Origin of the sequence: Arthrobacter sp. 92 (genome assembly GCF_050260325.1) — a bacterium.
GTDB lineage: Bacteria > Actinomycetota > Actinomycetes > Actinomycetales > Micrococcaceae > Arthrobacter.
In genome coordinates this window covers 140625-159933 of the sequence record NZ_CP189863.1, presented here as the reverse complement: position 1 = coordinate 159933, position 19309 = coordinate 140625, and the positions used below count along the sequence as shown (strand labels likewise).

Here is a 19309-nt window from a genome sequence, read left to right as displayed (position 1 = left end):
CTACTTGCCGAAGTCGCGCAGCCTCAGGGAATTTCCCACCACCAGCACCGAACTGGCTGCCATGGCCGCACCGGCAATCATTGGATTCAGAAGTCCCAGGGCCGCCACAGGAATGCCGATGGCATTGTAGAAGAACGCCCAGAACAGGTTGGTCTTGATCGTGGCCAGCGTGCGGCGGGACAAAGCTATGGCCTGGGCCACCTGGCCGAGGTCGTTCGCCATCACCGTCAGATCGGCCGCTTCGATGGCCACATCCGTGCCCGAGCCCATGGCAATACCCAGGTCCGCCTGCGCCAGGGCGGCGGCATCGTTAACGCCGTCTCCTGCCATGGCTACCGTGGCGCCCGCGGCCTGAAGCTTGCGGACGGCGTCCACCTTTCCTTCGGGGAGCACCCCGGCAAAGACGTCCTCCGCGGGAATGCCGACGGCGGCTGCCACTTCGGCTGCCACCGCGGCGTTGTCGCCGGTCAGGAGGATAGGACGCAGGCCGAGTTGCCGAAGCCGGGAAATGGCCGCGGCTGAACCCGGCTTGATGCTGTCCCGCAGGGAGATGATCCCCGCAGCCCGGCCGTCCACCGCTATCCAGATGGCGGTGGCCCCGGCGGCCTCGGCGGCCTCCAGCGCGTCCAGATTCCCGCTGGTGAGGGATATGCCGTTTTCCTGAAGCCAACTGGTGCGTCCCGCCGTCACCACGTGCCCATCAACGCTGCCGGTGACTCCGCCGCCGGGCGCAGAGCTGAAGTCTGCGACGGCGGGGAGCCTTCCGGCGTCGTCGGCCACATTCCCAGCGGCAAGTGCCGCAGCGGCGATGGCGCGTGCCACGGGGTGCTCGGACGCGGCCTCGAGCGCGCCGGCGAAACGAAGCACCTGGGCCTTGTCATACGGGCCGAAGGCCACGATGCCATGCACCGCCAGGTGCCCCGTGGTTACCGTTCCCGTTTTGTCCAACAGGATGGTGTCCACCGTGCGGGTGTCCTCCAGAACTTGCGGGCCCTTGATGAGAATCCCCAACTGCGCCCCCCGGCCTGTGCCGGTCAGCAACCCCACCGGCGTCGCCAGGCCCAGGGCACAGGGGCAGGCGATCACCAGCACCGCGACGGCGGCGGTGAAGGCCGAGCGGAGCTCGGCACCGGTGACGGCTGGTCCGGCCAGCAACAGCCAGGCGACGAACGTGGCCACAGCGATAGCGAGGACCACCGGCACGAACACCGCGCTGATGCGGTCGGCCAGCCGGGCGATAGGGGACTTCCCGGTCTGTGCCTGGGAGACAAGCCTCCCCATCTGGGCCAGCGTGGTCTCCGAACCGACGCGGGTTGCCCGGACCAGTAGGCGGCCGGAAGCGTTGATGGTGGCGCCAGTGACCGGACTGTCCGGTCCCACCTCGACCGGCACGGATTCTCCGGTCATTAGGGAAGCGTCCACTGCCGAGGAGCCGTCGATAACGACGCCGTCCGTGGCGATCTTTTCGCCAGGGCGGACCACAATTACATCGCCCACAGCCAGCTGATCCACCGGAATCTTGTGTTCGACGCCGGCCACGAGCACCGTGGCATCCTTGGCTCCGAGGTTGAGCAGGGCTTTGAGTGCGTCGCCGGCTTTCTGCTTGGCATTCGCCTCGAGATAGCGGCCCAGGAGGAGGAAGGTGGTGACCACGGAGGCGACCTCAAAGTAGAGGCCGCCGTCGTTCGTCTGCCTGCCCTCCATCCCGGGGTGCGCCGTCAGGAACGGATCAGCCAGAAGCTGCCAGGCCGAGAACGCGTAGGCGGCGACCACGCCGATGGACACGAGGGTGTCCATGGTGGAAGCGAAATGCCGGGCGTTGACGGCTGCCGCGCGGTGGAAGGGCCAGGCTGCCCACGTGACCACGGGCAGTGCGAGGACTCCCGCAACCCAGCCCCAGTTGGCAAATTGGAACGCCGGAAACATCGAGATTGCGAAAACGGGAACGGTCAGAATGACTGCCAGGATCAGCCGGGGCCGGAGTTGCCTTGCGGCATCGAGCGACGCGTGGTCACCAACCGCGGCACCGCCGGAGCCGGGAGGCAGGTCTCCGGCGCCCCCACTCGGGTAGTGCGGTTGCCGGACCCGGGCCTTATAGCCTGCCGCTTCCACGGTGGCCGTGATTTGTTCGTCCGTGACGCCTGCCGGAACGGTGACGTGGGCCGACTGGAGGGGCAGGTTCACCGAGGCTTCGACGCCGTCGAGCTTTCCGAGCTTGCGTTCCACCCGGCTGACGCAGGAAGCGCAGGTCATGCCCTCGATCTCGAGTTCAATGACTCGAGTCCCCGGCTGGTGAAGCAGTTGCTCGTTACTCACGGAGGTTTCCTAATTTTGAAAGCAGGGACGGGGTGGACGGAGCGGAGTAGGCCTCAGGCCATGTTGGCCACCACCAGGTAGCCGGCCTCGGCGACCGCTTCGCCGATTTCGGCGGGGGCGAGTTCCGTCTCGGAGGTGATGGTGACCGTGGAGACGCCTCCGGCATTGAGGTCGACGTCGACGTTTTCGACGCCGGCCAGGGCCTCGAGCTCTTCGCTGACGGACGACACGCAGTGCCCGCAGGTCATGCCGGACACGTTGACGGTGGTGGATACGGGGCTCATGGTTTGCTCCTTGTTTCGATGCCGGGCTGACGGGGGTGCATCAGCCCGTTGGTGGGTGAAGGGTAGCCGCTAGCGCAGCAGGCGTCCGATGGCGTCGGTGGCCTCCCTGACCTTGAAGTCGATGGCTTCCGCACGGAGTTCCGGGTCCGGTTCGGACGCGGCTCCGACCACACAGTGGCCGATGTGCTCCTCGACGAGTCCAAGGCTGAGCGCGTGCAGCGCCTTGGTGACTGCGGCCACCTGGGTGAGGATGTCGATGCAGTACTTGTCGTCGTCCACCATCCTGGCGATTCCACGGACCTGACCTTCAATGCGTTTGAGCCTGCGTAGATACGCCTCTTTGTTGGAGGTGTAACCGTGCTGGGGGTGCGCTTGGTGTGATTCGGCGCTCCCGAGCTCCGTGACGGCGTCTTCCGGTGAGTTCATGGCCCAAATTTATACCCCATGGGGGTATATTTGCAAGGAGCTCGAGGGGTATCGGCCTGATCTTTCGACGACGGACTGCCCGCTATCCTCGGTCTTATCCCGTGGGGGCTAAGGGCGCGGGCCGCGGCCCGGCAGGGCGTTTGCGGCGCCGGATGCCCGAAGCAGGGAGGCGGCCGCCACGGCAAGGGCCAGGACTCCGAGCCCGACGGGTAGACCTGCTGCCGAGGCCACCACGCCAACCAGCAGCGGACCGCCGGCGTCGCCGAGCTCGCGCCCCAGCTCCGCCGTTCCCATGGTCCGGCCCAGCCGCTCAATCGGTGTGGTGTCGGCCAGATGTGCGAACCCGAGTGGGGTGGCGGTGCCGATCCCCACGCCGATGGCCGCGGCGGCGCAGAAGATGGTGACTGTGCCTGGCAGCAGCGCGACTCCGGCGATTCCAGCCGCCGTCAGGAGAAGACCACCGGTCATTCCCGGCCCGTCGCGCAGCCGGTTCTGGTCCCGCAAGCGGCCAATCCAGGGCTGGGTCACGGCCGAGGTAAGCGCCAGTAGGCTGACGGCGGCCACCGCGGACACTGGGTCCAGCCCCTGCCGTGTGGCCAGTGCCGGAAGGAAGCCGATGGCCGTGCCGAGGGCTCCCGTGGCTGCCGCCAGCACCAAAGTGGGCACAAGGAAGCCACGGTGCGTGACCTGGCGAATCAGGTCCAGCACCGTATAGCGGACGCGCGGCAGCGGAGCCAGGCCCGGAAGGGACAGCGCGGCCCACACGGCGACCGCGGCCGCCAAGGCAGAGAGTGTTCCGAAAAGCAGCGGGAAGCCGCCAAGATGGATCAAAGCTGCGCCGAGAAGGGGACCTGCCACGTAGCCAAGGCCCTTCCATGAGCCATAACGGCCAAAGTAGGCACCCGCATTGCGTCCGGCAAGGCGGGCAACCATGGCGGACGAGGCAGGTGAAAAGGCCGAGGCCGCCGCGCCCTGGCCCACGCGGGCCAGGCCCAACAGCAGCGGATCGGCCGCCGCCAGCCCAATGAGGGACAGTGCCGCGAAGGCAACCAGCCCCGCCACCACCACCGGTTTGGCGCCGATCCGGTCGCTCAGGCTACCGAACACAGGCTTGAGGAGAACTTCGGCGAGATCATAGACAGCCAGCAGGATTCCCAGATTAAGCAGGCTGAGGCCGATGTCGCCACTGTGCGCTCCCAGGCCGGCAGCGATGCTGTGCGCGCCGAAGGCCGTCACAAAGCCCGCCGCGTACAGCGGTGCGGTCACCGCGCGGGTGGCGGGCGGGGTAGCCGTTGGCTGGGCAGTCACGGGAATCGCTCCTTTGGGCGCACGTCGGAAGCCGGACATTAAAAAGCTCCGGAGTGCGTTATTGGGGGATACGCACTCCGGAGCAGTCTATGGGGCAGGTCCAACATCTTCCTGCGAGATCCAGCTTACTCGGCAGTAGCGGGGAGCGCCACCACCTCGAATAACTACTTTCGCTTTACTTTCAAAGGGCCTTCCTGGGCGGATTTTCGGGGCCCTGGAGTGTGGGCAGCCTGAGCTGCGCGGCGTGGAAGTCGAAGTGCTTGACGGGGTAGGCGTATACCTCGGACAGGGTCATCCATGGCTTGAAGAAGGGATCCCAGCGCGTGGGAAAGAACATTCCCCTGGCGAGGGTCGCCGCCGATTCAGCGTGAAGCCGCCGTTCCAGGGAATCGATGACCCGGCCGAGCTTCCGCACCATCCGATTCCGGTTGAATACCCGGGCCGCGGCTTTGGACCCAAGGTAATTGACGACGTCGAACGGCGCGGTGCCCGCGTTCAAGAGCCGGGCGAACACTTTACTGGCGGGGGCCGGCAGCCGCCCAAAGAACCGGACAAGTGGCAGAAGCGCCTGCACCACCATGTATCCGAACACCATGTGGAACAAGAGTTCCTCGTTAGTCCAGCGGGTGCCGGCGCTCCGGCGGCGAAGGTCGGCATCGGAGGCCGCCGCCAGCCGCCGCCTCAGTTCGCCCAGGTTGCGTTGGTAGTCGGCAAGGACCTGGACCGAATCGGGGATCAAGCCGGCTCGTCCCGGTGCGCCCCCATCCGCGGGGGTACCACCAGGACGGGGTGGTCCTGATGGTGGCTAAGCCAGGACGCCACGGATCCGCTGAGGGCCACCGAAACCCTGTGGCCCAGTCCGCGTTCCGGAGTCCCAACGATGATCATGGCGGCGTTGGCCTCGGCCGCAAACCGGCCCAGCGCACGGGCGGGATCCCCGCTCAGTATGCGGAGGTCCCAGGTGACTGACTTGCCTTCGCAGGCCGCCTCCACCGTTCGCCGCAGCTCCTCGCTGACGGCGCGCACCTCGGAGTCCTCCTTGTCCGGATGCAGGGAAAGACGGTGGGCCGAGCGTGCCGGATCCCATTCCACGAGGAAACTGGCCTCATCGACGTAGGCGCAGAGCAGGGGGACACCAAGTTTCTCCGCCAGCCCCGTGGCAGAGCGCAATACCTCGGGGTGCTGGCCGGGCAGCACGCCAACCACGAGCGGCGGCGGCCCACTGAAACTTTGAGAAGACATAGTTCATTGTGGCCCTGCCTGCCGCTCTTGCCCAGCTATTTCGGTGCTGTCTTTACGGTCGCGTTCCCGGCGGCGGGCGGAAGGCGGGAAATCCGCAGGCTGGCTCGTGGCGGCATCTATTGAACGGCCCCGGCACCGGGAATAACGTTGAGGTTGAGGAGAGGTGGTTCCGGTGGAAATCTTTATGTGGTGGCTAGACCTGGATTTGGACTGCAAGGAGTGGTTGCGTGAAAACCTTCGGGCCGGGGAGTTGCCGGAGACGGTGCTCCAGGGCATAGCGGAGGCCGGCGGACCGCATCCGGACGATGTGGGGGCGGTCCTCACGGAGGCCGACTGGGACTTCATCGAGACGCAGTCCGAATTCGTGGACTGACCCAAGCACGGAGCACAACCACGTCCGAAAACCGTTGCGGCAACCGGGCCTGAGTGGTTCGATGGGGTGCATGGCTACCGAAGAGCGTTATGTCTTAGCGATCGGAACGAAAAAGGGACTTTGGCTGGCGACCAGCACTGACCGCCGGGACTGGTCACTGTCGGGCCCGCACTTTCTCATGTCGGAGATCCCCAGTATCGGCATCGATACCCGGAACGGCCGCGCCCGGATCATGGTGGGCGTGCGTTCCGAGCACTGGGGACCCACCGTGGCCCACTCGGATGACCTGGGCGCCACCTGGACTGAGCCTGAGGAGGGTGCCATTAAGTTCCCGGAAGACACCGGGGCCGCGGTGGAACGCATCTGGCAAATCTACCCCGACGCCGAGTCCCGCCCCGGCGTCGTCTGGGCGGGCGCCGAACCCATCTCGCTGTGGAAATCAACCGACGGCGGCGAACACTTCGAACTGAACCGCGGGCTGTGGGACCACCCGCACCGCAGCGAATGGGGAGCCGGCTACGGCGGAGCCGCCGCACACTCGATCGTCGTCAATCCTTCCGGGGAAAATGTGCACGTCGCCATGAGCACAGGTGGGGTGTACCGCTCACTCGACGGCGGATCATCGTGGGAGCCCCGGAATAAGGGCATCTCGGCGTATTTCATGCCGGACCCCAACCCTGAATTCGGCCAGTGCGTGCACAAGATCGCCGCGGACGCCGCCGTTGCGGGCCGCCTTTACGCCCAGAACCACCACGGCGTCTACCGCACGGACAACAACGGCGAGCACTGGGAGTCGATTGCGGAAGGACTCCCGGCTGATTTCGGCTTTGTGATGCTGACGCATCCCCGGCGGGCCGGCACTGCGTGGGTGGTGCCGCTGAAGGCCGACGGTGAACGTATCCCGCCGGAGGGCAGGCTCGCCGTCCATCGCACCGACGACGCTGGAAAAACCTGGAAACGCCTCGATACCGGACTGCCGCAGGCCGAATACAACGCCGTGCTCCGTGACGCTGCCGCCGTTGATTCCGCGGAACCGGCCGGGGTGTACTTCGGAACGCGCGGTGGCTCGGTCTACGCCAGCCCGGACGAAGGCGAATACTTTACCGAGGTGGCGTCACACCTGCCGGACGTTCTGTGCGTCCGCGCAGCCGTGATCTCGGCAGCGCTGCTGCCAGAGGCCCCAGTATCCGTATGAGGATCCGTTGTGGCTGACATTAGCGTTGTGCTGCCCAGTGTTCTCCAGCCGCTCGCCGGCGGGCAGTCCATCCTGACTGCGCCCGCCGACGGGACGGTGACCGTGGGCCGGTTGCTGGACTCGCTTTCCGGTGACTTCCCGGTGCTTGCGAGGCGGTTGAGGGATGAAACCGGTGCCCTCCGACGCTACGTGAATATTTACGTGAACGGTGACGAGGTCCGGCGGTTGCAGGGTTTGGAAACTGAAGTGGCGGCGGGCCAGGAAATTGTGATCATCCAGTCCGTGGCCGGCGGCTGAGGGGCTCAGGCTACGCGCCAAACGCTGCATTCGTCCGTGTTGATCGCCTTGCGCATGCCAGTGAGGCGGTCCATGATCCAGACGACGCCGATTCCCGGCGCTGTCTCTTGGACGCTGCCTCGGCGGATGACGACGTCATCGTAGCTGGGGCCCACCGAGAGGCGGGCTTCGATCTCGTCGCCCCGGTGCAGTTGGTCCAGGGCGCGAATACGGGTTATGTGGGCTTTGGCTTCCTTCAACATGGCGTGGCCTCCTGAGCTGGAGCTGGTGCTGGTGCCTGCAAGTGCCGGCGCTTCCAGTGTCCTGCGCCATTGTTGCCGCCGCGTTTCACGCCGGTAAGGGCCGCGTTAGTTTTCCGCGCCGCCGCTGTTTCCGTGCCGCCGCCGCTAAGGGCACTCAGATGACAACGCGGCCACCCGGATGCTGGATCCGGAACCAGCGGTGACCGTAGCGGTCCAGCTCGAGTTCGAATCCGCCGTCGTCCCTCAACGGAACGTTTGCGTCACCAAGCAGGTCCAGCAGGAAGGCGCCGGCAAAGCTCCGGTCCGGATCATCCGGCGACGACGCACTGGCGGTCATCGAGACAGGTTCGGCGCCGAAATTGTGCGCCGCTACCACGGTGGATCCCTCCCAGGTGCAACGGTGCAACAGCACTCTTGACGCCGGCTGCCTGATGAGTTCAAACCGTCCCCAGCCTAGTTCCGGGCATTCCCGGTAGCGCTGGATCAGCGTGGCGATGAAGTTCCAGAGGGATTCAGGATCGCGTTTGGCGGCCACGGCGTTGATGTTCTTTGGCCCGAAATATCCGTCCACCATCTGGGCCACCAGGTCCTGGGCCGGGGCGGTTGAGAAGCCTCCGTTCGCGGCGTCGTTCCACTGCATGGGCGACCGGACGGCCGAGCGGCCTTCGGCTCCGAGGTCTTCGCCCATGCCGATTTCCTCACCATAGAAGAGCACCGGGGTGCCCGGCAGCGAGAACAAGAGCGAATAGACCATCCGGATCCGCGCCGGGTCGCCGTTGAGCATGGAAGGGAGCCGGCGGCGCAGTCCGCGGCCGTACATCTGCATGTCCGGGTCCGGACCGAACGCGGCGAAGACCTCCTCCCGCTCGGCGTCGCTGAGCTTGTCCAGGGTGAGCTCATCGTGGTTGCGGACGAACATGGCCCACTGGTTGTCCGGGTTGATCGTCGGGCGGCCGCTAAGCGTCCTGGCAAGCGGGCGGGCATCCTCCCTGGCCAAGGAAAGGTACATGTTCTGCATGGACAGGAAGTCGAACTGCATATTCAGTTCGTTGCCCGCCGGCCCCCGGAAGTACTTCAGCTGGTCCTTGTAAGGGAGATTGACCTCACCCAGCAGCACGGCGCTGCCGTTGCGGCGGTTCAGGAAGCTGCGCAAGGCGCTCAAGTAATCGTGAGGATCAATTTTGGCAGCCTCGTCCTTCGGCTCCCCGAGCAATTCCAGGAAGAAAGGGACGGCGTCCAGGCGGAAACCGTCCAGGCCCAGATGCAGCCAGAATCCCATGGACTTGGCAATCTCGTCCCGCACCTTGGGGTTCATCACGTTTAAATCCGGCTGGTGCTTGGAGAACATGTGGAGATACCACTCGCCGCTGGGCTTGTCCTGGGTCCAGATGGAGGTTTCCTCGCCGGGAAACACCACTTGGTCCGAGGTGTCCGGTGGTGTGTCATTCCGCCAGACGTAGTAGTCGCGGAACGGGTTGTCCACAGACTTCCGCGCCTGCACGAACCACGGGTGCCGGTCAGAAGTGTGGTTGATCACGAAATCGGCAATCACGCGGATTCCCCGGTCCTTGGCGGTGCGGATGAACTCCACCACGTCACCCATCGTGCCGAGACGGGGATCCACGCCATACATATCCGTGACGTCATATCCGTCGTCGCGGTCTGGCGAGGGGTAGAACGGCATGAGCCATATGCAGGTCACCCCCAGGGCGGCCAGATAGTCCACACGCTCGGTGAGGCCGCCGAAGTCGCCGGTGCCGTCGCCGTCGCCATCAAAGAACGTCTCCGGATCGAGGCAATAGATAACGGCGTTTTTCCACCATAGGTCGGAGGTCTCGGCGATCCTCACGGGTGCAGCCCCGGCCTGCTCCGGGCGGACGCGATCTGTTCGTGCTGGGTCTGGAATCCGACAGTGGCCATCACCCATGTCTACCGTGGGAGCAGTGGCGTGTCGAGGAAAGCCCGGGAAAGCCCGGGAAAAAGGCGTTGATCGGGAAACTTTCGCCCGGTGCCGCCCTGAGCCGCCCGCCGGGTCATAGACTCTAGCCAACAACGTGCAGCATCGCCGCTCGCGAGCTTCCTGGTCACCAGCGGCCGGGGGCCGGCAGGGCCCGCCAGTGGCAGCGGCGCACTTGTCTGGAAGGGGAGCGGCGGTGAAGGTAGGCATAGCCCGGGAATGCCGGGAAGGCGAGCGGCGGGTGGCGGCAACGCCTGAGACCGTGAAGCAGCTCGCTGGCCTGGGACTGGACGTCCTGGTCGAATCCGGGGCCGGAGCCCCGGCAGGGCACGGTGACGACGAATACCGCGCGGCGGGCGCCCGGATCGTCCCGAAGTTGGACCTCGCCAATCTGGACGTCTTCGCGCATGTGCGCCCGCTTGACCCCGCCACAGCCGCGGCCCTGCATCGTGGCGCCGTCACAGTGGGTCTTGCCGCACCGTCGTCTGAACTGCCCACCGTCAGCGCTCTGGCGGAGGCCGGGGTCACTTCCTTTGCCCTTGAGCTGGTGCCGCGCATTTCCCGCGCCCAATCGATGGACGCCCTCACCTCGCAGGCCCTCGTTGCCGGCTACCGTTGCGTGCTGGAGGCGGCCATCCGGTTGCCGCGCTTCTTTCCGCTGTACATGACGGCGGCCGGAACCATTCCGCCGGCCCGTGTCCTGGTGCTGGGCGTCGGCGTCGCCGGCCTGCAGGCGATCGGCACCGCCAAGCGCCTGGGCGCGCGCGTCTCCGCCAACGACATCCGGCCCGCTTCGGCAGAGGAAGTGGCATCGATGGGCGGCACGTTCATCAGGCTTGACCTGGAAACCGCCGAGGCGTCCGGCGGCTACGCGCGCGAGCTCACCGCCGACCGTGGCGCGCTGCAGCGCCGGCTGCTCGCCCCGCACGTCGCCCAGGCTGACGTCCTCATCACCACCGCCGCCGTTCCCGGGCGCCGGGCGCCCTTGCTGGTGACCCGGGACATGGTGCAGGGCATGCGTCCGGGCTCGGTGGTGGTGGATCTCGCAGCCGAGTCGGGCGGCAACGTGGAGGGTTCCGTGCCGGGGATGGACCTTCACGTCCCCACGGCGGACGGCCAGGGGTCGGTCACTCTGGTGGGGCTGAAGGATGCAGCTTCCGCCATGCCGGCGGACGCGTCCCGGCTCTACGCCAAGAATGTGGCCAACCTCCTCGCCCTGATGACCCGCAAAGGTGTTGTGGCTCCGGATTTCGACGACGAGGTGGTGGCGGAAACGTGCCTGACGCACGACGGCGCGGTGCGGCACGCGGCGACGGCCGAGGCCCTCGCCGCGCTCCGGGACCGTCCGGGCGCGCCCGGTGCCGCCACGCCCGGTCCGGAGGCGCCCATAACGCCGGAGTCCGAAAATGAGGGGGTGGTCTGATGGACGGCATCAGCCTGCTCACGATCACCGTGCTGGCGGTCTTCGTGGGCTTCGAGGTGGTCTCGAAAGTTTCAAGCACGCTGCATACGCCCCTGATGTCCGGGGCCAACGCCATCCACGGCATCATCCTGGTGGGCGCGGTCATCGTGGCCGGGCAGGCGGCGGACACGTGGGTACTCGCTGTTGCCTTGCTCGCGGTGGTCCTGGCCACCGCGAACCTGGTGGGCGGCTTCGTGGTCACGGACCGGATGCTGGAGATGTTCGCCGGGCGCCGGCACAAGGATGGTTCGCGGTGAGCCTCCTCTCCCCGGTCTGGACCGCGCTGCTCTACCTTGCGGCCGCTGTGTTCTTCATCCTCGCCCTCAGGGGCCTCAGCTCACCCAGGACCGCCCGCCGGGGCAACCTGATAGGCGCGTTCGGGGCGCTCCTTGCCGTGGTCACGGTGTTCCTCTCGGCCAGGCTGGAGAACATTCCGTGGATTCTCGGCGCGATCGCAGTGGGTTCGGCCGTTGCCGCCCCGGTGGCCCGGCGGGTCAAAATGACGCAGATGCCGCAGCTCGTGGCACTGTTCAACGGTGTGGGTGGCGGCGCGGCCGCCCTGGTGGCGCTGCTGGAGCTCGCGCACACCGGGGATGCCTGGGTGCGGGTGGCCGTCGCCTTTACTCTGCTGGTGGGAGCGGTGTCCTTCGCGGGATCAGGCATCACGTTCGCCAAGCTGCAGGAGCTGATGACCACCCGGCCTGTCGTTTTTCGGGGGCTGCCCCTGCTGATGGGAGCCGTGCTGGTCACGGCCGTGGGGACCGCCATCGCCGTCGTCCTCAGCGCTTCGATCCCCGTGGCGCTGGTGCTGCTGACACTGGGGCTGGTGGCCGGAGTGCTGCTGGTGCTGCCGGTGGGCGGCGCGGACGTGCCAATCGTGATCTCGCTGCTGAACGCCTTTACCGGCCTGGCGGTTGCGGCTTCGGGACTGGTGTTGGGCAACGTGCTCCTGGTGGTGGCCGGCACCCTCGTGGGTGCATCCGGCACCATCCTTACCCGCGCCATGGCAGCCGCCATGGGCCGGGGTGTTGCGGGCATCCTCTTTGGGGCTTTCCGGGGAGGTTCGACGGCGGGTTCGACGGCGGTGAGCGAGCGGCCGGTGCGATCCTCCAGTCCGGAGGACGTGGCGGTGCTGCTTGGCTACGCCCAGCGGGTGATCATCGTGCCCGGCTATGGACTTGCGGTGGCGCAGGGTCAGCACACTGCGGCGGAGCTGGCGCTGGCCCTGGAGGCACGCGGGATTCAGGTGGACTTTGCCATCCATCCCGTGGCCGGGCGCATGCCCGGGCACATGAACGTGCTGCTCGCCGAGGCCAACGTCCCTTACGAGTCGCTCAAGGAGATGGGCGAGATCAACCCCGAATTCAAGACCGCCGACGTGGCGCTGGTGGTGGGCGCCAATGACGTGGTTAATCCCGCGGCGAAGACCTCGCCAGGCTCACCGATCTACGGAATGCCCATCCTTGAGGTGGATCACGCGCGGCAGGTTGTTTTCCTAAAGCGATCCATGCGCCCGGGGTTCGCCGGGATTGAGAACCAGCTGATGTACGAGCCGCAGACCACTCTCTTGTTCGGCGACGCAAAGGACTCCCTGGCCAAGGTCCTGGGAGCGGTCAAGGCGTTGTAGGGGTGGCGCGGAACGGGGCCGCGGGGCAAGAATGGGCCGTATGCAACTGCCGGTGATGCCCCCGATCGCGCCCATGCTGGCCAAACTTGTCAGCGCCCTGCCCGACAGTCCGGTGAGCTTCGAACCGAAATGGGACGGATTCCGGTCCATCATCTTTCGGGACGGCGACGAAGTGGAGATCGGCAGCCGCAACGGTAAGCCCATGACCCGGTACTTCCCGGAACTGGTGGAAGCACTGAAGGCAAACCTGCCGCCCCGCTGCGTGCTCGACGGCGAGATCATCCTGGTGGGGGCCAACGGAGACCGGCTCGATTTCGACGCACTTCAGCAGCGCATCCACCCTGCGGCCAGCCGGGTGAAGCTGTTGGCCGCACGGACGCCGGCGAGCTTTGTGGCATTTGACCTGCTGGCTCTGGACGACGAGGACTTCACTGGACGGCCGTTCCTGGAGCGGCGCGGCGTCCTTGAGCAGGTGCTCGCCAACAGCGCCGCCCCCGTCCACTTGACCGCCGCGACCCGGGACAGGGCAACAGCCGGGCAGTGGTTCCGGCAGTTCGAAGGTGCGGGACTCGACGGCATCGTGGCCAAGCCCCTGGACGGCCGCTACCAGCAGGACAAACGCGTGATGTTCAAGGTCAAGCACGAGCGCACCGCCGACTGTGTCCTCGCCGGCTACCGTGTGCACACGAGCGGCCCGGACCGGATCGGCTCCCTGCTCCTGGGTCTCTATGCCGACGACGGAAGCTTGGCCAACGTGGGCGTGGTGGGCGCTTTCCCGATGGCGCGCCGCAAGGAACTCTTTGAGGAACTCCAGCCGTTGGTGACGGACTTCGAAAACCACCCGTGGGCGTGGGCGAACCAGGAGGAGGGGACCCGAACGCCCCGGAATGCCGAGGGCAGCCGCTGGAGTGGCGGGAAGGACCTGTCCTTCACCCCGCTGCGTCCCGAACGGGTGCTGGAAGTGAAATACGACCACATGGAAGGCGAACGGTTCCGCCACACCACGCAGTTTGTGCGCTGGCGCCCCGACCGGGATCCGCGGTCGTGCACGTACGAGCAGCTGGAAGAGCCGGTCAAGTACGACCTCGCCGAGGTGCTCTCGACGCGCGGCGGCCCGCCCCCAGGCTGAGGGGCGGGCCGCCGTCGTGACTCTTTTGTAAATTACCTGCGGCGCGGATCTGAGGCCGGCCAGCTTGAGCGCGTGCTACTTGAGGCCGAGCTCCTTGGTGGGGACGTTGAAGGTCTCTTTGGCGGTCAGTGCCGAGACGGCGGCGATCACGCAGATGATGCCCGTGAAAATGGTGATCTGGACCCAGCCGCCGGGCTGGATGCCCCCCATGGCCGCGACAATCGCCGGTGCGAAGCCCGCCATCAGGAAGCCAAGCTGGGTGCCGATGGCCAAACCGGAGAAGCGGACCTTCGTGCTGAACATTTCGGCGTAGAAGGAGGGCCAGACGGCGTTGGAGGCGGCGTAGCCGAAGGAGAAGTAGACGATCGCGGCAAGGAACATCAGCGGGACGTTGTGGGACTCCAGGCTCAGCAGGAACACGGGCGTCAGGACCGCGCTGGCCAGCGCGCCGTAGATGAAGACGGGCTTGCGCCCGATCCTGTCAGCCAGTTTGCCGAAGAGGGGCTGCGTGCCCAGGGCAACCACATTGGCGCCTACGACGAGCCAGAGCGTGGTGGTGCCGTCCACGCCGGCGACGTTCTTGGCGTAGCTGATGGCCAGGGTTCCGAACACCGTGGACACGGCGGCGATGAAGGCGCAGGCGATCACACGCAGGACGTCGCGCCAGTGGTCCTTCAGGAGGTCGGCAACGGGAAGCTTGGCGATTTGTGCTGACTTCTGTGCTTCCTCGAAGGCCGGCGGCTCGTGCAGGGTGCGGCGGATGAAGAAGGCGACGATGACAACAACCGCGCTCAGCCAGAACGGAATCCGCCAGCCGATGCCGTACTTGATCTCGTCAGGGAGCGCCAGCACCGGGATGAAGACGAGCGCGGCGAGGATCTGGCCGCCCTGGGTGCCCGTGAGGGTCCAAGACGTGAAGAAGGAGCGGCGGTTATCCGGAGCGTGCTCGAGCGTCATGGAGGACGCACCGGCCTGCTCGCCCGCTGCTGAAAGGCCCTGGCAAAGCCGTGCCAGCACCAGCAGCACAGGAGCCCACCAGCCCACGGTCTTGAAGTCCGGAAGGCAGCCGATGACAAAGGTGGAGGCACCCATCAGCAGCAAGGTGAACATAAGGACCTTCCGCCGTCCCACCCGGTCACCGAAGTGCCCCAGGATGACGGCGCCCACGGGCCTGGCCACGTAGGCGAAGCCGAAGGTGGCGAAGGACATGATGGCGGCGTTGGTATCGGCGTCGGGGAAGAAGACCTTGGGGAAGATCAGGGCGGCCGCCGAACCGAAAATGAAAAAGTCGTAGTACTCGACGGCACTGCCCAGGAAGCTGGCGAGGGCTGCCTTCTTCGGCGTTCCGCCTGTGGCGGTACCCGGCGTCGTGGACGGGAGTGTCTGGCTCATGGTGTTCCTTTGATGTGACGGCGTTGTCGCGGATGGATCAGGAGTTTCACGGCTGCCGCGCCTCAATGTGCGTCAGCGGGAGGTCCTTGTGAAGACCCGGACTAGTAGCCACATGGTGGAAGCTACTTGTGCGATACAGCAATGATGACTGTGAGGGTGATCACTTGTCAAGAAAAGTATTCACCATCTAGAAATAGCTTTCACTATGTGGCAACATCAAGGTATGAGTGTGAATCAAGACACAGACGTTTCCGGCACTGAGGCCGGCCCGGGAAGCATCGGCAAGCCCAGGGTGGTCAAGGACGACGCCCGGACGGACATGGTGGGAAAGGCGCTGGGCCTGCTGGTGCTGCTGGGGGACGAGCCCCGCGGCGCCAGCGCGGCGGAGCTGTCGCGCCGCGCCGAGCTGCCCTTCAGCACCACGTACCGGCTGCTGGGCTCGCTCACGCGGGACGGATTTGTGGATTACGAGCCGGACGGCCGCCGCTACCACCTTGGCCTGCGCGTGTTTCAGCTGGGCCAGCGGGTGTCCAATCATCACGGCTTCGCCGGCACCGCTTTGCCCATCCTGCGGCGCGTTACTGAGAAGACCGGGGAGGCCACCATTCTCTCCGTACGCGATGGAAACCATCACCTCACGGTGAACAAGGTGGACGGGCCGCAGACCTTCCGTGTCACCAGCGATCCCGGGCACCTCGGGGCCCTTCACACCACCTCTGTGGGCAAGGCCTTGGTGGCTTTCGCCGAGGAATCCGAGCGGAAGCGCCTGGTGGAGGAGCTTGAACTGGAGCCGCTGACGGAATTCTCCATCACGGACCGCGACGCCTTCCGCGCCGAAATCGACCTCGTCCGCCGCCAGGGTTACGCCGTGATGGATGAGGAAAATGAGCTCGGCATGCGCGCGGTCGCGGTCCCCGTCTTCAATGCCCAGGGTCACGCGTTTGCGTCCCTTGCCACGGCTGTCCCGGTCTTCCGGCTCAGCATGGAGGACCTGGTTGCCCTGGTTCCCGTGCTCCAGGAAGCCGCCGCGGAACTGTCCGCCAGGCTGCCGCAGCGATGAGGCGCACCGCCGCAATGACCGCCGTCGTCATGATTTGTTCGTGATAAGAACACTAGTGCAATATATGAACATTTCCTGTACTGTAAGCCATATCACCCGGCACGCCGCCGGCGCCGAGCGCGTCGCAGCCAACCGAGTGCCGTTGTCAAAGGAGCTATACGGATGAGCAATCGAGCAGAGTCCTTTCTGGTGGGCCTCGTGGGCGATGGCGTCATGCCCTCGCTGACGCCCCCTATGCATGAGCGCGAAGGCGACGTGCAGGGCCTGCGGTACCTCTACCGACCCATCGACCTCCTGGAGCTTGGACTTCCGGGTGAATCCGTGGGAGACCTCCTCCGGAGCGCCTACCGCCTCGGTTTCAACGGCCTGAACATCACGCATCCGTGCAAGCAGATGGTCCTGGGCCACCTCGACGAGGTTTCGCCTGACGCCCGCCGCCTGGGCGCGGTTAACACGGTGGTCATCCGGGAGGGGCGCTTCATCGGCCACAACACCGACTTCTCCGGTTTTGCGGCAGCCCTCGCCTCCGGGCTGCCGGGCGCGAAGCTGGGCCGTGTGGTGCAGCTGGGAGCCGGCGGAGCCGGTTCCGCCGTGGCCTACGCCCTGCTGACCGCCGGTGTCCGGGAACTGGACCTCGTGGACATGGACAGTGCCCGTTGCTCTGCGCGTGCCGCCGAACTCACCGGGTTTTTCCCGGACCAGAAGATCACCGCCCGGACGACGGCGGAGCTGCCGCACCTGATGCCCCTGGCCGACGGACTGGTGCACTGCACCCCGGTGGGCATGGCCGCACATCCCGGCGTTCCGCTGGACATGTCCCTTGTGGAGTCCCGGCACTGGGTGGCCGACATCGTGTACCGCCCCATCGAAACCGAACTGGTCCGCGAGGCCCGCGCCAAGGGCTGCGACGTTCTGGACGGCGGGCGCATGGCGGTGGGGCAGGCGGCGGATGCCTTCAGGATCTTCACGGGCCTCGACGCCGACGCCGACCGCATGCGGGCCCACTTCCTGGAGCTCGTGGCCGCCGAGGAGGTGCCGGCCTGATGCGCACGGGAATTGCCACCGTCTGCCTGTCCGGCACCCTGAAGGAAAAGATGCACGCCTGCGCCATCGCCGGCTTCGACGGAATCGAGATTTTCGAACAGGACCTGGTCACGTCACCGCTCAGTCCCGAGGACGTCCGCAAGATGGCGGCCGATCTTGGCCTGACCCTGGACCTCTACCAACCCTTCCGCGACTTCGACAGCGTTCCGGAAGAGCTTCTCGCAGCCAACCTCCGCCGGGCCGAAGCCAAGTTCCGGCTGATGTCGCGCCTCGGCATGGACACCATCCTGGTCTGCTCCAACGTGGCCACCGCCGTGATCGACGATGACGACCTCAGGGCCGCGCAACTGTTCCGGCTGGCTGAACTCGCCGGAAACCACGGTGTCAAGGTGGCCTACGAGGCCCTGGCCTGGGGCAAGTACGTCAACGACTACGAGCACGCACACGCGATCGTCGAAACGGTGGACCACCCGAACCTGGGCACGTGCCTCGACTCCTTTCACATCCTCTCCCGCGACTGGGACACGGCGCCCATCGAGCAGTTCAACCCGGCGAAGATCTTCTTTGTCCAGGTGGCCGATGCCCCGAAACTGTCCATGGACGTGCTGTCCTGGAGCCGTCACTACCGGGTGTTTCCGGGCGAGGGCCAGTTCGAGCTGTCCAAGTTCATGGGTCATGTGGTCCGCGCCGGCTACGCCGGTCCGGTGTCCCTGGAAGTCTTCAACGATGTGTTCCGCCAGTCCGACGTGGAGCGGACAGCCGTCGACGCCATGCGCTCATTGATCTGGCTTGAAGAGCAGAGCGCCAAATGGCTGGATGCTGCGGACGCCCCCCTGACGGGTAGCGAAGAGGCCGGGGCCTCCCGGCCGGCCGGCCGCCGTCGTTATCCGATGGAACTGGCCACGCTCCCGCAGGTGGCGGAACCGGCCGGGTTCAACTTCGCCGAGGTCAAGGCGGCGGATACCGCGGGGCTGGAGAAGGTGCTGGGCCAGCTGGGCTTCGAATTCAACGGCAGACACCGCACCAAGGACGTGCAATTGTGGACCATGGGCCACGCGCGGGTGATCATCAACGAGCAGTCTTCGGCCGCTCGGGAGTCAGCGCCGGACCCGGCCGCCCAGGTGACCGGGCCCGCCATCGCGGCCGTGGGGTTCGACGTCGACTCTCCAGTCATCGCCGCGGCCCGCGCACGGCAGCTCAAGGCCCCGGCTGTGCCGCGCAAGAGCCAGGCAAACGAGGAAATCTTCCAGGGATTCGCCGCGCCGGACTCCACCGAGATCTTCCTGTGCCAGGGCAGCCCGGACGGCACTGCCGCCTGGACCCACGAATTCGGCGAGGGCCTGGAAGTTCCGTCCGGCGGGACCGGCGCAGTGATTGATCACGTGAACCTCGCACAGCCCTGGCAGCACTTTGACGAAGCCGTATTGTTCTACACCAGCGCCCTGGCCCTGGAGCCACAGCCCTACGCGGAAGTTCCCAGTCCCACCGGGTTGGTTCGTTCCCAGGTGATGCTCACCGCGGACCGCGCCGTGCGGCTGGTGCTGAACCTGGCCCCGGTCATTCAGCAGGACGGTGCCGACGCCGGACCTGGTTCGGGAACGGGCCACCGCCGGACCTACCAGGAGCACATCGCCTTCGCGGTGGACGACCTGGTGGCCACGGCGCGGGCGGCACGCGACCGGGGCCTGGACTTCCTGAGGATCCCGGCGAACTACTACGAGGACCTGGACGCAAGGTTTGGGCTTGATCCCACGTTCCTGGCGACCCTCCAGGAACTGAACCTGCTCTATGACCGCGACGCCGACGGCGAGTTCCTGCACTTCTATACCGCCACCGTTGGCACCGTGTTCTTCGAGATGGTGGAGCGCCGGGGCGGTTACGACGGTTACGGCGCCCCGAACGCCCCTGTCCGGCATGCCGTCCAGTACGACCACCTGCACGGCCCCAAGTGAAGC

The 19309-nt window shown here is 66.2% G+C and carries 19 protein-coding genes; 10 read left to right on the top strand and 9 right to left on the bottom strand.

From position 1 onward, the window contains the following. The 6 genes from ACP4XC_RS00765 to ACP4XC_RS00740 form a co-directional block, all read right to left on the bottom strand. Positions 1-2316, bottom strand: coding sequence for a heavy metal translocating P-type ATPase (locus ACP4XC_RS00765; RefSeq protein WP_427172984.1), 2316 nt, complete (start codon positions 2314-2316; stop codon positions 1-3). A gap of 53 nt (positions 2317-2369) precedes the next feature. After that, positions 2370-2600, bottom strand: coding sequence for a heavy-metal-associated domain-containing protein (locus ACP4XC_RS00760; RefSeq protein WP_427172983.1), 231 nt, complete (start codon positions 2598-2600; stop codon positions 2370-2372). 69 nt (positions 2601-2669) lie between these two features. After that, positions 2670-3026 (bottom strand): metal-sensitive transcriptional regulator, encoded by a 357-nt coding sequence (locus ACP4XC_RS00755; RefSeq protein ID WP_427172982.1) that lies wholly within the window; start codon positions 3024-3026, stop codon positions 2670-2672. Positions 3027-3134: 108 nt separating this feature from the next. After that, positions 3135-4373 carry an MFS transporter gene (locus ACP4XC_RS00750; protein ID WP_427172981.1) on the bottom strand — a complete coding sequence of 413 codons (1239 nt, stop codon included), beginning with the start codon at positions 4371-4373 and terminating at the stop codon, positions 3135-3137. Between the two features lie 142 nt (positions 4374-4515). Beyond that, positions 4516-5073 (bottom strand): DinB family protein, encoded by a 558-nt coding sequence (locus ACP4XC_RS00745; RefSeq protein WP_427172980.1) that lies wholly within the window; start codon positions 5071-5073, stop codon positions 4516-4518. Next, entirely contained in the window at positions 5070-5576 is a 507-nt protein-coding gene (locus ACP4XC_RS00740) for a universal stress protein (protein WP_427172979.1), read from the bottom strand. Before ACP4XC_RS00740 ends, ACP4XC_RS00745 begins: the two co-directional genes overlap by 4 nt. A 172-nt stretch (positions 5577-5748) precedes the next feature. Between ACP4XC_RS00740 and ACP4XC_RS00735 the strand changes: the two genes are divergently transcribed. The 3 genes from ACP4XC_RS00735 to ACP4XC_RS00725 all read left to right on the top strand — a co-directional run bounded on the left by ACP4XC_RS00735 (position 5749) and on the right by ACP4XC_RS00725 (position 7441). Then, a complete protein-coding gene (locus ACP4XC_RS00735) occupies positions 5749-5949 on the top strand; it encodes a hypothetical protein (RefSeq protein WP_427172978.1) in 201 nt (66 codons plus the stop codon). Positions 5950-6010: 61 nt separating this feature from the next. Continuing rightward, positions 6011-7144: a WD40/YVTN/BNR-like repeat-containing protein gene (locus ACP4XC_RS00730; protein ID WP_427172977.1), complete on the top strand. Its 1134-nt coding sequence runs from the start codon at positions 6011-6013 to the stop codon at positions 7142-7144. A gap of 9 nt (positions 7145-7153) precedes the next feature. Further along, positions 7154-7441: a MoaD/ThiS family protein gene (locus tag ACP4XC_RS00725; protein WP_427172976.1), complete on the top strand. Its 288-nt coding sequence runs from the start codon at positions 7154-7156 to the stop codon at positions 7439-7441. A gap of 5 nt (positions 7442-7446) precedes the next feature. Here the strand turns inward: ACP4XC_RS00725 and ACP4XC_RS00720 are convergent, their stop codons facing one another. Both ACP4XC_RS00720 and ACP4XC_RS00715 read right to left on the bottom strand, forming a co-directional pair. Then, positions 7447-7683: a hypothetical protein gene (locus ACP4XC_RS00720; RefSeq protein WP_427172975.1), complete on the bottom strand. Its 237-nt coding sequence runs from the start codon at positions 7681-7683 to the stop codon at positions 7447-7449. A 154-nt stretch (positions 7684-7837) separates the two neighbouring features. Then, positions 7838-9532: an alpha-amylase family protein gene (locus ACP4XC_RS00715; RefSeq protein ID WP_427172974.1), complete on the bottom strand. Its 1695-nt coding sequence runs from the start codon at positions 9530-9532 to the stop codon at positions 7838-7840. A gap of 304 nt (positions 9533-9836) precedes the next feature. On the opposite strand from ACP4XC_RS00715, the gene ACP4XC_RS00710 reads away from it, so the two are divergent. From ACP4XC_RS00710 to ACP4XC_RS00695, 4 genes are read left to right on the top strand one after another with little or no spacing between them, the layout of a single operon-like run. Continuing rightward, entirely contained in the window at positions 9837-11063 is a 1227-nt protein-coding gene (locus tag ACP4XC_RS00710; RefSeq protein WP_427172973.1) for a Re/Si-specific NAD(P)(+) transhydrogenase subunit alpha, read from the top strand. Continuing rightward, a complete protein-coding gene (locus tag ACP4XC_RS00705) occupies positions 11063-11359 on the top strand; it encodes an NAD(P) transhydrogenase subunit alpha (RefSeq protein WP_427172972.1) in 297 nt (98 codons plus the stop codon). Before ACP4XC_RS00710 ends, ACP4XC_RS00705 begins: the two co-directional genes overlap by 1 nt. After that, entirely contained in the window at positions 11356-12729 is a 1374-nt protein-coding gene (locus ACP4XC_RS00700; protein ID WP_427172970.1) for an NAD(P)(+) transhydrogenase (Re/Si-specific) subunit beta, read from the top strand. The genes ACP4XC_RS00705 and ACP4XC_RS00700 overlap by 4 nt, the downstream gene beginning before the upstream one ends. A gap of 40 nt (positions 12730-12769) precedes the next feature. Further along, the gene (locus ACP4XC_RS00695; RefSeq protein WP_427172969.1) at positions 12770-13858 is read left to right on the top strand and encodes an ATP-dependent DNA ligase; all 1089 of its coding nucleotides are present in this window, start codon (positions 12770-12772) and stop codon (positions 13856-13858) included. 75 nt (positions 13859-13933) lie between these two features. Here the strand turns inward: ACP4XC_RS00695 and ACP4XC_RS00690 are convergent, their stop codons facing one another. After that, entirely contained in the window at positions 13934-15250 is a 1317-nt protein-coding gene (locus ACP4XC_RS00690; RefSeq protein ID WP_427172968.1) for an MFS transporter, read from the bottom strand. 223 nt (positions 15251-15473) lie between these two features. Here ACP4XC_RS00690 and ACP4XC_RS00685 point away from each other — a divergent pair, with 223 nt between their 5' ends. From ACP4XC_RS00685 to ACP4XC_RS00675, 3 genes are all read left to right on the top strand, one after another. Continuing rightward, a complete protein-coding gene (locus ACP4XC_RS00685; RefSeq protein ID WP_427172967.1) occupies positions 15474-16310 on the top strand; it encodes an IclR family transcriptional regulator in 837 nt (278 codons plus the stop codon). A gap of 162 nt (positions 16311-16472) precedes the next feature. Continuing rightward, positions 16473-17354: a shikimate dehydrogenase gene (locus ACP4XC_RS00680; protein WP_427172966.1), complete on the top strand. Its 882-nt coding sequence runs from the start codon at positions 16473-16475 to the stop codon at positions 17352-17354. Further along, the gene (locus ACP4XC_RS00675; protein WP_427172965.1) at positions 17354-19306 is read left to right on the top strand and encodes a bifunctional sugar phosphate isomerase/epimerase/4-hydroxyphenylpyruvate dioxygenase family protein; all 1953 of its coding nucleotides are present in this window, start codon (positions 17354-17356) and stop codon (positions 19304-19306) included. The genes ACP4XC_RS00680 and ACP4XC_RS00675 overlap by 1 nt, the downstream gene beginning before the upstream one ends. Positions 19307-19309 lie beyond the last annotated feature (3 nt).

Coding starts and splice junctions, on each gene's coding strand:
- ACP4XC_RS00760 (WP_427172983.1), bottom strand. CDS start 2,600: ATGAGCCCCGTATCCACCACCGTCAACGTGTCCGGCATGACCTGCGGG.
- ACP4XC_RS00755 (WP_427172982.1), bottom strand. CDS start 3,026: ATGAACTCACCGGAAGACGCCGTCACGGAGCTCGGGAGCGCCGAATCA.
- ACP4XC_RS00750 (WP_427172981.1), bottom strand. CDS start 4,373: ATGTCCGGCTTCCGACGTGCGCCCAAAGGAGCGATTCCCGTGACTGCC.
- ACP4XC_RS00740 (WP_427172979.1), bottom strand. CDS start 5,576: ATGTCTTCTCAAAGTTTCAGTGGGCCGCCGCCGCTCGTGGTTGGCGTG.
- ACP4XC_RS00730 (WP_427172977.1), top strand. CDS start 6,011: ATGGGGTGCATGGCTACCGAAGAGCGTTATGTCTTAGCGATCGGAACG.
- ACP4XC_RS00720 (WP_427172975.1), bottom strand. CDS start 7,683: ATGTTGAAGGAAGCCAAAGCCCACATAACCCGTATTCGCGCCCTGGAC.
- ACP4XC_RS00705 (WP_427172972.1), top strand. CDS start 11,063: ATGGACGGCATCAGCCTGCTCACGATCACCGTGCTGGCGGTCTTCGTG.
- ACP4XC_RS00695 (WP_427172969.1), top strand. CDS start 12,770: ATGCAACTGCCGGTGATGCCCCCGATCGCGCCCATGCTGGCCAAACTT.
- ACP4XC_RS00690 (WP_427172968.1), bottom strand. CDS start 15,250: ATGAGCCAGACACTCCCGTCCACGACGCCGGGTACCGCCACAGGCGGA.
- ACP4XC_RS00685 (WP_427172967.1), top strand. CDS start 15,474: ATGAGTGTGAATCAAGACACAGACGTTTCCGGCACTGAGGCCGGCCCG.
- ACP4XC_RS00680 (WP_427172966.1), top strand. CDS start 16,473: ATGAGCAATCGAGCAGAGTCCTTTCTGGTGGGCCTCGTGGGCGATGGC.
- ACP4XC_RS00675 (WP_427172965.1), top strand. CDS start 17,354: ATGCGCACGGGAATTGCCACCGTCTGCCTGTCCGGCACCCTGAAGGAA.